General features: G+C 45.1%; 12 protein-coding genes and 1 CRISPR repeat array. Of the genes, 6 read left to right on the top strand and 6 right to left on the bottom strand.

What is annotated here, in order from left to right; translation table 11 throughout:
* Positions 1-96 precede the first annotated feature (96 nt).
* Positions 97-987, top strand: a complete 891-nt coding sequence (locus RIG66_RS08835; RefSeq protein ID WP_446377185.1) for an RnfABCDGE type electron transport complex subunit D — start codon at positions 97-99, stop codon at positions 985-987.
* A gap of 62 nt (positions 988-1,049) precedes the next feature.
* Here RIG66_RS08835 and RIG66_RS08830 read toward each other — a convergent pair whose 3' ends face one another.
* Positions 1,050-1,187, bottom strand: coding sequence for a hypothetical protein (locus RIG66_RS08830; protein ID WP_446377189.1), 138 nt, complete (start codon positions 1,185-1,187; stop codon positions 1,050-1,052).
* Here RIG66_RS08830 and RIG66_RS08825 point away from each other — a divergent pair.
* Positions 1,132-2,451, top strand: a complete 1,320-nt coding sequence (locus tag RIG66_RS08825; protein WP_446377183.1) for a DUF2330 domain-containing protein — start codon at positions 1,132-1,134, stop codon at positions 2,449-2,451. The genes RIG66_RS08830 and RIG66_RS08825 overlap by 56 nt on opposite strands.
* Before the next feature lie 73 nt (positions 2,452-2,524).
* Positions 2,525-3,313 (top strand): polyprenol monophosphomannose synthase, encoded by a 789-nt coding sequence (locus RIG66_RS08820; protein ID WP_446377162.1) that lies wholly within the window; start codon positions 2,525-2,527, stop codon positions 3,311-3,313.
* 267 nt (positions 3,314-3,580) lie between these two features.
* Here RIG66_RS08820 and RIG66_RS08815 read toward each other — a convergent pair whose 3' ends face one another.
* The 3 genes from RIG66_RS08815 to RIG66_RS08805 all read right to left on the bottom strand — a co-directional run bounded on the left by RIG66_RS08815 (position 3,581) and on the right by RIG66_RS08805 (position 7,063).
* Positions 3,581-4,711 carry a DegT/DnrJ/EryC1/StrS family aminotransferase gene (locus tag RIG66_RS08815; RefSeq protein WP_446377160.1) on the bottom strand — a complete coding sequence of 377 codons (1,131 nt, stop codon included), beginning with the start codon at positions 4,709-4,711 and terminating at the stop codon, positions 3,581-3,583.
* Between the two features lie 6 nt (positions 4,712-4,717).
* Complete coding sequence (locus tag RIG66_RS08810) at positions 4,718-5,173, bottom strand: hypothetical protein (RefSeq protein ID WP_446377158.1); 456 nt, start codon at positions 5,171-5,173, stop codon at positions 4,718-4,720.
* Positions 5,174-5,254: 81 nt separating this feature from the next.
* A complete protein-coding gene (locus RIG66_RS08805; protein WP_446377156.1) occupies positions 5,255-7,063 on the bottom strand; it encodes an LA_3751/LA_3752 family putative glycosyltransferase in 1,809 nt (602 codons plus the stop codon).
* 365 nt (positions 7,064-7,428) lie between these two features.
* On the opposite strand from RIG66_RS08805, the gene RIG66_RS08800 reads away from it, so the two are divergent.
* From RIG66_RS08800 to RIG66_RS08790, 3 genes are all read left to right on the top strand, one after another.
* Positions 7,429-8,373 (top strand): hypothetical protein, encoded by a 945-nt coding sequence (locus tag RIG66_RS08800; protein WP_446377154.1) that lies wholly within the window; start codon positions 7,429-7,431, stop codon positions 8,371-8,373.
* Positions 8,374-8,487: 114 nt separating this feature from the next.
* Positions 8,488-10,359: a DCC1-like thiol-disulfide oxidoreductase family protein gene (locus RIG66_RS08795; protein ID WP_446377152.1), complete on the top strand. Its 1,872-nt coding sequence runs from the start codon at positions 8,488-8,490 to the stop codon at positions 10,357-10,359.
* A gap of 213 nt (positions 10,360-10,572) precedes the next feature.
* Positions 10,573-11,106 (top strand): Uma2 family endonuclease, encoded by a 534-nt coding sequence (locus RIG66_RS08790; RefSeq protein WP_446377150.1) that lies wholly within the window; start codon positions 10,573-10,575, stop codon positions 11,104-11,106.
* A gap of 417 nt (positions 11,107-11,523) precedes the next feature.
* A CRISPR array of direct repeats spans positions 11,524-11,847; the repeat unit is 37 nt; unit sequence GTGACAATTCCCCTTCGGGGGGATTGAGGATTGAAAC.
* A 24-nt stretch (positions 11,848-11,871) separates the two neighbouring features.
* On the opposite strand, the gene cas7c is transcribed toward RIG66_RS08790, so the two are convergent.
* Complete coding sequence (gene cas7c / locus RIG66_RS08785) at positions 11,872-12,762, bottom strand: type I-C CRISPR-associated protein Cas7/Csd2 (protein ID WP_446377148.1); 891 nt, start codon at positions 12,760-12,762, stop codon at positions 11,872-11,874.
* Positions 12,763-12,784: 22 nt separating this feature from the next.
* The gene (gene cas8c / locus RIG66_RS08780; RefSeq protein WP_446377146.1) at positions 12,785-14,425 is read right to left on the bottom strand and encodes a type I-C CRISPR-associated protein Cas8c/Csd1; all 1,641 of its coding nucleotides are present in this window, start codon (positions 14,423-14,425) and stop codon (positions 12,785-12,787) included.
* Positions 14,426-14,746 lie beyond the last annotated feature (321 nt).

Here is a 14,746-nt window from a genome sequence, read left to right as displayed (position 1 = left end):
GGCACAAATCAGTACACGATCGCTTTCTTAGGGATTGGAGGTTCAGAACCGGGCTGGCGTCTGAATTCCTTTCCCTTTCCCTATTTTTCTACTCAAATGCAGCAACACGATCCCAGAGACTATCAGATTCTGTTTCTCTCACTCTTCCTGGTATTGGGTATTGGTACGAGAGATTGGACATTACAGCCTCAGTTTATTGGTGTTGCGATCGCGACTTGTTTGCTGACCCAGTATATTAGCCTTAAGCTTTGGTCTATCTCTAAGTCAAAACTCCGTCAGGGCGGGTTCTGCACAAACGTTACTCCTAAACCCGCCCCTACAGATGCGCCATGGCACGTCTCTACACTCAAAACGTCCCTAATATCCCTCAAAAGTGCCATGATTACGGCATTGGGGTTAAGTTTACTCCTGCGAGTCGATCAGTACAGCACGATGATCTTGGCGGGGGTACTGGCGATTTTAAGTAAATTTCTGTTTCGATTCCAAGGCAAACATTTTTTAAATCCGGCTAATTTTGGCATAATTTCAGTTTTAATCCTGACAAATGATGCCTGGGTTTCTCCAGGACAGTGGGGAGAGGGGGGTTGGTATGTTCTATTATTTGCTGGAACTGGGGGCATGATTTTAAAACGGGTGGGGCGTTGGGATACAACGGCGGCTTTTTTCGGTGCTTATGGGTTACTCGAAGCTGTTCGCAATCTTTGGTTGGGCTGGACGTGGGATGTCTGGGCGCATCGGTTGATGAGTGGCTCGTTTTTGTTGTTTGCCCTGTTTATGTTAACTGATCCTCGCTCGATTCCCAATGCTAGGGTGAGTCGTTTAGTCTGGGCTGTCAGTATTGCGATTTTAACCTTTATTCTGCGAAATCATTTCTTTATGTCTACAGCAGTTTTCTGGGCATTATTTGCCCTTTCTCCTCTAACACTACTGTTGGATTGGATTTGGTCATCACCAAGATTTGTTTGGAGGTTTTCAGGTGACGGTTGATTGGTAAATGGAAAAATTCAGTAAGTAAGTTAATGTGGTTAAATTTATTCCCATTAAGTTGTTTAACTATACCCTAATCTCTTGGAAATGACCAATGACCAATGACCAATGACCAATGACCAATGACGAAAATGTGAGCCGATGATGAAAAAGCTATTACAGGTATTGATTTCGTTGTTTTTGGCGGTTTTTGCAATCATGATATTTGCGCCAAAAGCCTTAGCCTTTTGTGGATTTTATGTGGCAAAAGCAGATACAAAGCTTTATAACCAAGCCTCTCAAGTGATTATCGCACGGGATAGCGATCGCACTATTTTGACGATGGCGAATGACTATCAAGGAGATGTTAAGGATTTTGCCTTGGTTGTGCCTGTTCCCGTAGTTCTAGAACAAGAACAGGTACAGGTAGGAAATCCAAAGATTATCGAACGACTGGATGGGTTTAGTGCGCCGCGATTGGTGGAATATTTTGATCCAAATCCCTGTATTCCTCCTGCACCAAGAGAACTTCGCTCTTTATCGGGAGGAGTAACATCATCAGCAGATAATAGTGCAGGAAATCGGGGAGATAGTGCTTTAGGTGTCACGGTAGAATCGCGGTTTTCGGTTGGCGAATACGATATTTTAATTCTCAGTGCTAAAGAATCGGATGGGTTAGAAACTTGGCTGAGGCGTAATAATTATCGCATCCCGCGTGGTGCTAGTCGGCTACTGCAACCGTATATTCGCCAAAATATGAAGTTTTTCGTGGCGAAAGTTAATTTGAAAGAATTTGAATCAGGGGGTTCTCAATTACTCCGCCCTTTACAGATAGCGTATGAATCGCCGCGTTTTATGTTGCCGATTCGTTTGGGGATGATTAATGCCACTACTGAGCAAGATTTAATTGTTTATATTTTATCCCGCAACGGTCAAGCCGAAGTTACGAATTATCGCACGGTTCAAATCCCGTCTAATGTGGGACTTCCTCTATTTGTTAAGGATGAGTTTGATCAATTCTATAAAGCCATGTTTCAGACGGCGTATGAGCAAGAACAGAAAAAAGTGGCATTTTTAGAATATGCCTGGGATATGGGATGGTGCGATCCCTGTGCGGCTGACCCCTTAAGCCGGGATGAATTAGAGCAAGCGGGTGTGTTTTGGTTAAATACTAATGCAGCAAATAATGTCTTTATTAGCCGTTTACACGTTCGCTACACTCGTGATACATTTCCCGAAGATTTAATGTTCCAAGAAACAGGGAGTCGGCAAAACTTTCAAGGTCGATATGTCTTGCGACATCCTTACACCGGGGAAATGAATTGTCCCGCCGCTGATGAGTATAAACGGACGTTGAATCAGCGATTTGAACAAGAGGCGCAGACGTTAGCCAAGCTGACGGGATGGCAAATTGGCGATATTCGTCGGAAAATGGATATTCCTGAGATGAAACCGAATCTGTGGTGGCGCAGGATTTGGAATTGACGACGGCTTTACTCTCAGAGTATTTTATTCTAGGCTACCCTTTCACCTTCAATGGGTCACCTAGAGAGGATAAATGTCCGACCTTCAAGATGCATCACCTAATCAACTGGTTTGTACGGTCTTGCCGACCTACAACGAGCGTGACAATATCAGTGCGCTGATTGAGCGCCTGCTGGCAAGTAACACCGCACCCTACCTGGTGCTTGTGATTGATGACAACTCTCCTGATGGCACATGGGAGATTGTAGAACAGTTTGCCGATCGCTATCCTATTTCCTCTACTTCACCAGAGGATGGCAACACGGTAGGGGTTGCCTTAGTCCGGCGTATTGGTGAAAAAGGGCTAACCTCGGCTATCCAGCGCGGCATTGATGAAGCAATTCACACCTATAAGGCTGGAATTGTCACTTGGATGGATTGTGACCTTTCTATGCCCCCTGAAAACGTACCCCGACTGGTGCAAGCTATCCAGAAAAACGAAGCCGATGTTGCCTTTGGTTCCCGGTGGGTTCCGGGGGGAACTGATAGAGCTCACGGTTTAATGGCTCGCACCCTGAGTTGGATTATCAATTCCTTCGCCAGAGTGATGCTATACAGCCGGATACATGATTATACCAGCGGCTTCATCGCCGCCCGTGCCGAAGTATTGGAGCGCATCAAGCTGCGTGGGGGTTATGGTGAATACTGCATTGATTTGTTATACCGTGCCAAACGACTGGACTACCGACTCGTCGAAATCCCTTACATCTGCGTACCTCGTACAGCAGGCGAGAGCAAAACGGGTCTGAACTTGTGGGATTACTTGGTCAAAGGACGCAAATATGTGTCAACTATCTGGCAGCTTTCTCGGAAAAAATCCTGAACTTAGGGGCTGCTGTCGGGAGTCTTGTGGTGAGGGGAGGGAACAGGCAACAGGCAATAGTTGAGGGAAGATTGTATGAGCGCCTCCTCCAAAATGCTACCGTAGCTACCGTAGTAGGCTGGGCACTGCCCACCAGCCTTAATTTATTTAAAATCAGGGGCTAAAGCCCCTACTACGAACCTAACCTATTCCACAATTTTAGCTGTGTGAGCAGGGATTAGGTTACAGTGTCTAATCCCCTAGAAATGTTAGGAGTCTGGTTCTGTGTTATTGCCCCGCTTCCAGTAAAACCTCTTTAACTGTGGCAGCGACTCGTTCTATCTGTTCAGGGGTTAACGCCATACCACTGGGAATATAGAAGCCTCGACGGGCTAAACGTTCAGCGACAGCGTAAGACTCCCCTTTGAATAGTCCCATCTTATGAAACACAGGCTGTTCATGCATGGACCAAAAGAATGGGCGACTGCCAATTTTCTCCTCTCTTAATCGTTTCATTGCCTCTTTCGCATCAAAAGGCACGTCATCGGTTAAGACGACACCATACACCCAGTAAATGTTTTCTGCATAATCGGTGCGGGGAAGGGGTAACTCTAAACCGGCTACATTCCCAAGAAGTTCTGTGTAACGTTGTCCCATCTGGCGTTTACGACTTACAAATTCATCCAACCGCTCTAATTGAGCCAGTCCGACGGCGGCTTGTAAGTTTGTCATGCGTAGGTTCCAGCCTAAGTCTTCATGGACAAAACGCTGCTGGGGTTGAAAACACAGATTTCGCAGAGAACGACAGCGTTGCGCTAGGTTGTCGTCATCGGTGACGATCATTCCCCCTTCACCGGTGGTAATGTGTTTGTTGGGATAAAAGCTGAAGGTACTAATATCACCTAAACTGCCACAAGGTTTCCCCTTATAGGTTTGACCATGCATTTCCGCCGCATCTTCAATCACCAATAATTTATATTTTTGGGCTAACGCTTGGATGGCGTCCATCTCTACAGGTAAGCCGTAGATGTGGACAACCATAATCGCTTTGGTTTTGGGGGTAATCTTTGCTTCTATCTGCTCAACATCCATATTCCAGGTGTCAGGGTTACTATCCACGACAACTGGAATCGCCCCCGCCCTCACAATCGCAGCAGCACAGGAGATAATCGTGAATGTGGGCAAAATGACTTCATCCCCTGCACCAATTCCTAGAGCAACGATAGCCGCGTCTAGAGCCATGGAGCCATTACTCACGGCTATGCCATGTTTTCGTTCTACACGAGTGGCAAATTCGGCTTCAAATTGCTTGACGAATGGTCCTTCAGACGAAATCCATCCGGTGTCTATACATTCATTGAGATATTGCTTTTCTTTGCCGTCTAACAGAGGTTCATTGACCGGAATTGGTTCTCCCATAGTTGGTTAATCCGTTATCTTGACCTGTTTGCTCTCAACGCCGGGGAAACGAGTCTTGTCCTCATTCCCCACATAAGGACCTTGCTTGACTTCAATCATTTCTATTTCTTCTAAGACTTCAAAGCCATGTCCTCCTTTAATTAGGAGAATGACATCCCCAGCTTCTAGGATATGACTCTCTAAATACTGTTGCTGGTCGTCATAAAAATCGACTCGGAGTTTTCCTTGTTTAATAAACAGAACTTCCTGGGTATAAAAGACTTCTCGACGGACTTGATTGTGGATGTGAGGAGTAATTGTTTTTCCCGTCGGATGCCTCATATAGGCTAGCTGTTGCGAAAAGCTGTCGGGGGTAAAAAAGTGAATACCTGGTTGGTTAAATTCAGTGCTAATAATAATGGCAAATACTTCTTGGTTATGAACTATTTCTTGTAGTTGTTTTTTGCGAGGTTTTATTAACATTGGGGTTCTCAAAGTAGTGCTTAATCAAGACGACATTGGGGCTGTAGCTAAGACTTAAAGTATAGCTCAACGATTACTCGTCTACAAGGGTTGCTTAATCGAGGCTTCGTAGATGGGATATTTGCCAAACTGACCTAAATTAGACAATTCAATCTGAAAGCGCTGCTCACCTTTAGTGAATTGGAGATTATCCTGACTATCTTCAGGTGGCTGGCATTTTCGATAAGGATAACATACATAAATAAATTGATCCTGATTCTGCTCCACTAACACTTTACTTAATTTAACCAAATCATTGCTAGTTTCCGCCTGGAAAAAGAACTTTTCGCCTCTAAGAGGGGGTTCTAGTAATTGAGCCGCGTATTGATGAGAAACTGCAATCACCCGTTCTGGAGTTTCTCGCAAGAGTTGGATGGCGGGAGGAACACCTTGATGAGCCTTCTGCAACGCCAATGTTCCTAAGTAGGTGTTTTTGTGGATGCCAATGGCTAAAAGGACAACGATGGTAAAAATGCTGATGTATTGGAAAAGGGGACGTGATCTGTCCTTGATGAAATTTAGCTCCTCTATTGTTACCCAGGTGACTAGGGGGATCAGAGATAATAAGTATCGCGGTCCCCACTGCTTACCCCCAACCGCAATCTCGTCCGCACCAGAATCTAACAATAAACAAGCACCGGCGGTGAACATCACACAGATTAGATAAATTACCCCTATCCTAGCATTGAATTTTACCTCAATTTTTCTGAACACATACAGCCACGCGATCGCGAGAAAGATTGGCAGACTATATTGCTTAATCGCTGTCTTTAACTCAGCCGCACCTCCGGTCAGAAACAGATACCCAGCGGCGGCAATTAATAGACCGATTATACCCAGAGTGACAAGTTTTAGGTTCAGTTTAGCTTCGAGTTTCCTAAAGCCATACAAGAGCAAGTAAAGTAGCGGAAAAAAGGCGATCGGGAAGTACTCAAACCCGACGACACTGAGTTCCTGAAAATTGCCCCAAGCCTCGGCAAGGCGGCGAGTCCAAGAGAACTCCTCGACGATTTCTACAGCATGCATCCCCAGAAAAAGACCGTAAACCAGTTTGTTAGCGACAAAAAATAGGCTAACTGCCACGAACATACTCGCGATAAACGTTTCTTTGTTTTTGGCTAAATAATGGATAGATTTGAAATTAAACTTATTAAATAAATTCAAAAAATTACTCTTCGCTAAGGCGGCAATAATCACCAAAGCCGATAACGTCGCCACCATAGACAAAAACTCAGGTCTAAACCAAGCCGATAAACCGATTAAACCTCCACTGACTAAAGCACTGGGTTTCGATAAACCCGATGGATATCCGAGCATTAGCAGCATTGCCATACCTGCAAAGCAAAGCGCAACGGCAAGGCTATGCTCCCAATACATGGCACTATACAGGGTTAAGTGCGAGGCAAAGATCAGACTAATTAAGGCAATTGAGGTATGAAATACACTAACCTTTAAACGTTTACAGGTAAGAGAGAAAGTACCCCAGATTGCCCATGTAGCAACTAACGGAACCAGATAAAGACCTCTGAAGCCAAAAAGCGCATAAAATGGTGCGGTGATTAGGGGAAACGTAAAGGGAAAGGTAATGTAATAGCGCCCAGCTATATTGTAGACAAACGGTGGTGCATAAGGATATAATCCATCCTGCCAAAGATTTCGCACCCAGGCTTCTGTGGGTTGCCAAAGATCAAAGCGCCATTCACCAGTACTTAATTGCTGTGCTAGTAAGGATTTGAGCGCAGCATCGCCGCTAAAATACGTATCTTCGGGAATTTGAAATTGTAAATAGAGTGAAAATAACACTCCAATGACAATGATCCCTAGAGGAATCGGCTCAAGCTTGATTTTCATGAGTGTGTATGATGGCGATTAATCATCAACCCGAACGTTGTCTCTAGCAGAGTGGTTTAGGCGACATGGCGTCAAGCAACAACTTGATCATTATCATTATATAACTGAGTTCCTTGGCAGCGTCGTGATTTGCAACGGTTGCCCTTTATTTTACATTTATTTAAAAAGCTGTGGCAACCACCGAAAATTTCGTTTATTCTAGGAAAATCATTGTTTTTGACCAATACAGCTTGACAACCCTGGTAGTCTTTAGAGGATTATACTCATATTTATTTACAAAACGTAAAATATTATGGCACGTTGATGGCGTATCCTTCACCTAACCTTTACAATTAACGGTTGTATAGTTATATAGTTTTAATTTTATGTGGAAACTCTTTAAGCTCGGATCTTGGTTAATCACAGCGGGTATCGCCTGGTCACTCGGTTACATTTATAACGTCCACCATGGCGGTGAATTAAGCTTCCTGCGAAAAATGTACGAACACAAGATGGCAGTTGCTGAACAAGTACAAGCACCAACCCGAGTGCTGATTGTGGGGGGTTCAGGAGCGAATTATGCCACGAGTGCGGCGGCGATAGAAGCGGAACTGGGTATTCCGGTGTTCAACCTAGGATTGGATGGACCGGTGGGGCTGAATGTAATCCTGCCTAGTACTTTAGAGCAAGTAAGCCTTGGAGATATTGTTCTGCTTATTCCTGAAGATTTAATTCTTTTAGATGATGATGGATTGTTAGACCGTTCAGTGCCGTTTGGTATTGCCATTGGACGACCGGGTTTGGGTGATGTTCCGCCCAAGCAACTCGCTGAAAACTTATTGCTGGTGGGGACACCAACTCTACGAGGGCTAACGAAATCGACAGTAGACTTGATCGAAAAAGGCGAAATGACGGGATATTACTCCGATCCCTTTACTGACCGAGGAGACCCCACAGTGACAAAAGTCCGCCACGGTAAGTGGTGGAAATGGCGAATTAAGCAATCGATTTCTGATCATGCCATAGAACGAATCACTGAATTTCGGGAGCAGGTGGAAGCCAAAGGCGGTACTTTAGTGTTGTCCTTACCTTGGGTCTATGGTAGTACGGAGCAAGAGTCGATCGCGAATATGAGAAAGATTGCGACGGAGTTAGAAAAAATTGCCCCTGTAATCGCCTATGATCCAGAGACGTTTAACCTAAAAAGCGATTCGAGTTTGTTTGCGGATACGCACCACCACCTTTTACCGGACAGTCGGAAAATTAGAGCGAGAGAACTGGCTGAAGGATTAGAACCCTTTGTTAAGAAAGACCGCACCGGGGCGAAGTAAGTTAAGTCAGGAAATGTCAAATTTTCGGAGTTCATCGGGCTAACTTTAAACGGGTTCAATTGCTGAATGGATTTTATCGATACAACATCGATACAAAAGAAGGTTTATTTTATTATGGTTGGTGATAAAGCAAAAACTAAACGTCCTTTAGCCGCTAAGATAGAGGAAGTGTTTGGGCTTGACCTGCGATCGCTAGCGGTTTTTCGCATCGGTCTGGCGTTGATGGTGATTTGGGATTTAATCATCCGGGTTAAAGGGTTAAATGCTCATTATACGGATTATGGGATTCTCCCGCGTAGCGCCCTAATTGACGAATTCCTCAATTCCTGGTACTTTTCGATCCATTTAATTAGCGGTCAGCCTTTTGTCCAAGGGCTACTTTTTTTATTGGCATTTTTTATCGCTTTGGCGATGTTGGTGGGATATCGCACCCGACTAGCAACAATTGCGACGTGGGCGTTGGTGATCTCCCTACAAAACCGCAATCCGGCGTTAATTTTTGCCGCCGATGATGTGCTGCGAGCCATCCTATTTTGGGCTATGTTTTTACCCTTGGGTGCCTGTTATTCGGTGGATAGTGCGCTGAATACATCGACCAAACCGTTACCGAAGCAGGTTGTCTCTGGTGCGACGTTTGCCTTGATGGTACAACTCTGCTTTATTTATATGTGGTCGGCGGCATATAAAACCCAGAGTGAGATTTGGTGGCCCCAAGGCGATGCGGTTTATTATTCTTTAAGTTTCGATCAGTATGTATCAGGATTTGGTCTATTTTTACTGAGCTTTCCGCCACTTTTGTTAAAAGCGATTACATTCAGCGCCCTCTGGTTTGAATGGATGGGACCGTTGATGATATTTATTCCCTTCCGGAATAGCTTTTTCCGCTGCGTGGCGATTGTTTCGTTTATTCTGTTACATGTGGGATTTGAGTTAAGTTTTGAACTGGGGGTTTTATCGTTTCTGAGTATGGCGACGTGGTTGGCGTTGCTTCCGAGTCCGGTTTGGGATGGACTGGCTAAGCGGTTGAATACCGATAAACGTCGGGGATTAAGGATTTATTATGATGCCGATTGTGGCTTTTGTAAGAAGGTTGTCCACCTGATTCGCACGTTTTTAATTTTGCCGAGAACTCCGTTACTGATGGCTCAAGATGATGCGTCTATATGTGCGGATATGGAAGCCCAAAATTCCTGGGTGGTTGTGGATTGGCAAGACAATCGGCATTTTAAGTTTGAAGCTATCGCCTATGTGGTTAGTCTGTCGCCGTTATTTGGGTTTTTGGCTAGGGTGTTGAGATGGCGTCCAGTCATGGCAGCAGGGACGAGGTTTTATGAGACAATAGCCACCAATCGACGCACAGCGGGAATGTTGACGAAGCCGCTCAAGTTTCGCCCGATTGAGGTGCGTCCTTCACGGCTGCTGAATGCGATCGCGTTATTTTTACTGATGTTTACCTTTATTTGGAATCTCAGGAGTTTTGCGGCTCAAACCTTTACCCGAAGACCGATTGAGAAAGATGACTGGATTAGTGCGACGCATAAGTTTTTGAATCGCAGGACATTTCAGCGCATTGATCCGGTGAGTCGTTTGACGCGATTGGATCAGTCGTGGAGTATTTTTGCTCCGTCACCGCCTCTAGATGATGGTTGGCATGTGATTGAAGGTAAACTGAAGAATGGCAGTGAAATCGATGTTCTCCTGGGTGGGGATTCTGTGAATTGGGAAAAGCCGACTCCTAAGCAGCTAAAGGCGATGTATGGGAATCAGCAATGGCGGGTTTATTTCATCAATTTAAATCGAGCGATCGGTAAAAAGCTTTATCCTTATTATGGACAGTATCTCTGTCGAACGTGGAATGCTACCAATGAAGGCGGTAAGGAATTGGAGAGTTTTGAGATGTATTTTATGGATGAGAGAACTGTACCGCCAGGTGAACCCCAGGATGTAGAGAAGATTAAGAGATTTGAGCAATCTTGTTCGGATTAGTATGTCAGATCAAATCCGCTTTTGTTACCCTCTTTTTGCCACGGCGATTGAAATCGCTGCTACACAAGCAAAGTCCGCCTACGCGGACTGAATTATAACAGGGGTGGCTAACTAGGCAGATCATTCTCGAAGAGTAACCCAAGTTATTAGCTGCGTTTGGTTTGCCATTCCCTGTTCCCTCCCTTCACCACAATACTGATTCAGCCAACCCTAATGAGTTCAATCCTCACTACCGCACTCACTGAATTTCTGTCTCAACCTAATATTGAGTCGTCTCCAGCGTGGGAATTGATCAATGGGTGTGCGATACAAAAGCCGATGCCAACCCTTTTTCACTCGCGGCTACAACGCAATCTGGTTAATTATATTAACCGTCATACAGATAGGTTTGAAGCGGTACAAGAACTACGTTGTTTAGTTCCGCCCTATTCTCCAGTCCCAGATATCTCTATTATTAGGATTGATCGTCTGTCGGAAGAGGATAGACCTTTTGATGGCGCACCCGATTGGTTGATTGAAATTCGCTCACCTGACCAAAGTACGTTAGATTTACAGAAAAAGATTCTCCATTGTCTCAGCAATGGTACACAATTAGCTTGGTTAATTGACCCCGGAAGTGAACAGGTTTGGGTATGGCAGGGAGATAACTTACCAACCATCTGTTCAGGTTCAGAGGCTTTGCCTATTTTGGGTAATTTGCCTCAATTGACTGTTGATTCTGTCATGGCAATGACTCGCCGCTTATAATTGGCAAGCTGTCAGGGTTTAGGTTGGGTTGACGTAAGGAAAGCCAACAGAATCGAGCGTAAACCTTCTGGGCGCAAGGCTTGCGCCCCTACGGACGTGACACAGCTAAAATGGTGATATACTTAGGGACTGCTGAATAAGTCTTGTGGTGGGGAAAGGCTATAGGCAATAGTTTCAACCCTCTGTATTTTGCGACAAGGGGTAGGTGTTTTTTTGAGCGAACCTAAATTTTTGGCTGTAATGCAGTGGGGGTAAGGCTTTGGGGCTTTTTATCTGTTCGGGAGGTTGTCGCACCTTACGCTGTAAGGGTTTCAGCGATTTTAGGACTTTGGGTTGGCTAGTCCAAGAGTTAAAATTAAGGGGTTGTCGCATTTGGGAGCGCAACTTCTTTCTGGGAGAGGTTTTCAGGATGCGGCAGTGACAATTCCCCTTCGGGGGGATTGAGGATTGAAACACAAGCAGGGTTGGGTGGTGCTTTGGGTTCGCTAGCGTGACAATTCCCCTTCGGGGGGATTGAGGATTGAAACGTACAGGATACATCAGGCAAATACACCCTAATTGAGTGACAATTCCCCTTCGGGGGGATTGAGGATTGAAACCTGCTTTTTCAATTAGACGGTTGTAATTCTTATGTGACAATTCCCCTTCGGGGGGATTGAGGATTGAAACATTTCAGGCTGAATCGACTTTGCTTTAGCTTGGACGTGACAATTCCCCTTCGGGGGGATTGAGGATTGAAACGAAACGGGACAAACAAAACCCGAATTAATCTAATTTTTGCCAAGCCACATTTTCTGGAATATCACCCACAATCCGCACATCATAATCACTATATACTCGTGGTGGTTTTTCCGGTGTGCGGTTTTCCATCTTCAATAACTCAAACAGTTTATGAGTCGGATAATTTCCCAACGCCGACTCGTGACTAAACACCCATACCCCACGAGTTGCCATCATTCCCCTGGCGGAGGAACGATCAAACTCAAAACACTTGACTAATGCTTGCCAAAATAACGCTAAATCCGCCTCCGTTACCCCAGTTTGTTTGGCAAATTGCGGACAATAAAACCCATGCGCTTTATACAATCCGTAGGGAATAATATTTTTCCGCCCCATGGTTTTATTCTCTTTCCCCTGTTCATTGCTATCCGTTGCTGCACACCGGGTAATCGATAAATTCATCGGTAACACCGGATCAAGAGATTCCCCAAAGGTTAATTGTACCGCACCACGCACTTGTCCGGCATTTTTCCCCGTAGATAAAACCGCGCCAAACATACGAATGTCATAGAAATGCTGACACATCCAATCCCGTGCTTCGTCAACATCTTTGGGATTGGTTAGCCTTTTTTTCTTGGCATCTACTTTATCCGTCAACCCTTTAGCCGAAACCGCCTCATCAATTGCCTCATTTAAAATAGCGCCTTCACTGACAGAAATTCGCTGATCTGATGCCAGGGTGACAAAGTTGCGAATCTTGCGTTTTAGACAAGCATCGGTGACTAATCCATGTCCGGTTTGTAAGTCGGTTCGGGGTGTATTATCGGCATCCGGATCACCATTGGGATTGCCATTGGTGCAGTCAAATAGCCAGATAAAGTCATGTTTTTTGCTGGGGTCAAGGTGAGTCGTCATTGGTTCTTTGTCCTTCCTCATTGGTTATTGGTAATTTGTGACATCATTCATCGGTTGTTTCCGCTTTGCTTTTATTCGTATTCAACTCACTCCAAAAGCCTAAATCAAAATAAGCTTGAGCGCCAATACTAAACGTAGTGGGAATGGCTGTAGTTTGAGCCAATTCTGCGATCGCGCTATTAATCTGGGCAAGCTGGGAGACAAACCACTGGGCTAATCCACCCTCTAATACAGCTAAATGATTTTTTGCCCCCGATGCGAGGCGATGACTCATGGGAACGGGAGAAAATCCCGCTGTGGCATAACATTTCACTGCATTGGTATTAGCTAACTCGCTTTTTTGAGCCGCCCGTTGTAACTTGGCGTAGGTAGCTAAAAGTCGCCCATACTGAAACGCGATCGCTTCTTCATCTGTCATCACCTTTTTCCCTTGCTGTTTCCTCACTTGTTTCACTCCTTCACTATACATATTTAATAGCACCGCACGGGGATAACTCACGGTTTGCTCAATTCGATTTCGACTACAAACTCGTTGGATTAAATCCATGGGTAAGGGTTCACCATAAACAGCATTTCGCATCAATGCAGTTACAGTACGACTTTGGATTTCTTTTGCTTCCCGATACCCCGCCGCCGCCAACCGCCAGACGCCTAAATATCCGCGATTATCAAACTGATTCCAGCCAATCACTTCTTGACGCTTCAACCATTGTTCATAGTGGTTAACAAACTCCGGTTCTTTGCCATGAATCCAATCCCGAACCACTAATCGACTGGTATAACCAGATAACGCCAAAATATTAAACTCCCAATCGGGGTTGATTTGTTGCGGTTTGTGGAATAAATTCAGATAATCTCGCACGGTTTCTACACTTGGCGTTTCAAATAAATGCCGCGTCATTCCCCCAGAATCCGCCCATAAAACAAAGGTTGTACCGCCGATATTAATATGATGATTGTCGTCCCGTAACAGATAACTCAGGGCTTGGGAAAATTGTTCATCGGCTTCGGCGCTAATTGGTGAAACTAATGCACCCGATAACCCGTAAGACCAACAGGATTTATCATAGGCACTGATTAAAGAAGCCCCCGCCGAATTTGTCCCCGGTACGCCTTTAATCTGCAAGGAAAACTTCGTGGTTACGGGTAATTCCTCCCCCGTAACTAAACACTGCATCACCGGGCGATCGCTGGCGGTTATTTCATCCACATATCGCGCCCAAAATTGTTGCACGGCGGGTAAATCATGAATATAGCCAGGGACTTGATCAATGGTAAAGGTGACGGTTTGCTTGGGTTGAAGTTCTTCGAGTTGAGGATGAGAATTGAGGAAGGTTAAGATAGCATGAACCGCTGGTTCTTGTGTGGCTTGATAACAACGTTGTAAGAGGGCGCGATAGGCTTGGGCTTTTTCTCCATCACCGAAAACATAGTCAACGGTATCGGTAATTAATTTAGGCTGAATCGCATTGCGGCGAATATGGGGACAGGATAGTTTTTGACCCGGTTTCGGCTTTTTGGCTTTGCCTTTGCGGTCATATTGGGGGGTAGTGAGTTCGACAATACGATTGAAACTGCCATCGAGATTGAGAATAATTTGCCAGTAAATTGTAGATTCGGCGTAAGCTTTGGCGGGAAGGTCAATCGTGTGGGAGAGTTTAACTAATTCAGCGAGTATGGTCATAGTTTTATTATAAGTTGGAGTTTGTCAATGTCATTGTTCGATCCCCCTAAATCCCCATGCAAAAAATGCGAAGCAACATCTGGTCTCCCCCTTTTGAAGGGGGACGGAAGGGGGATCTATAAGGGGGACTTTCTAGTCGAGTCCGCGCAGGCGGACTTGGTTTGTGTAGCTGCGACTTCCAGTCGCCCTGACTTTTCAGGGGAAGTCTAAAAACCTGAGTTGGGGCGGGTTTAGTTACATCAGGTTGCAACCGAAAAGATAGTGGTGAAACCCGCCCCTACACAATTCACACTCACGTTGCGCCACTGTGAAAAGTCAGCC

This window comes from Coleofasciculus sp. E2-BRE-01 (assembly GCF_040221695.1).
In the GTDB taxonomy this organism is placed as follows: Bacteria; Cyanobacteriota; Cyanobacteriia; order Cyanobacteriales; family Coleofasciculaceae; genus Coleofasciculus.
Note: the sequence above shows the minus strand (reverse complement) of the source record. Positions and strands in the feature narration are given on the sequence as shown.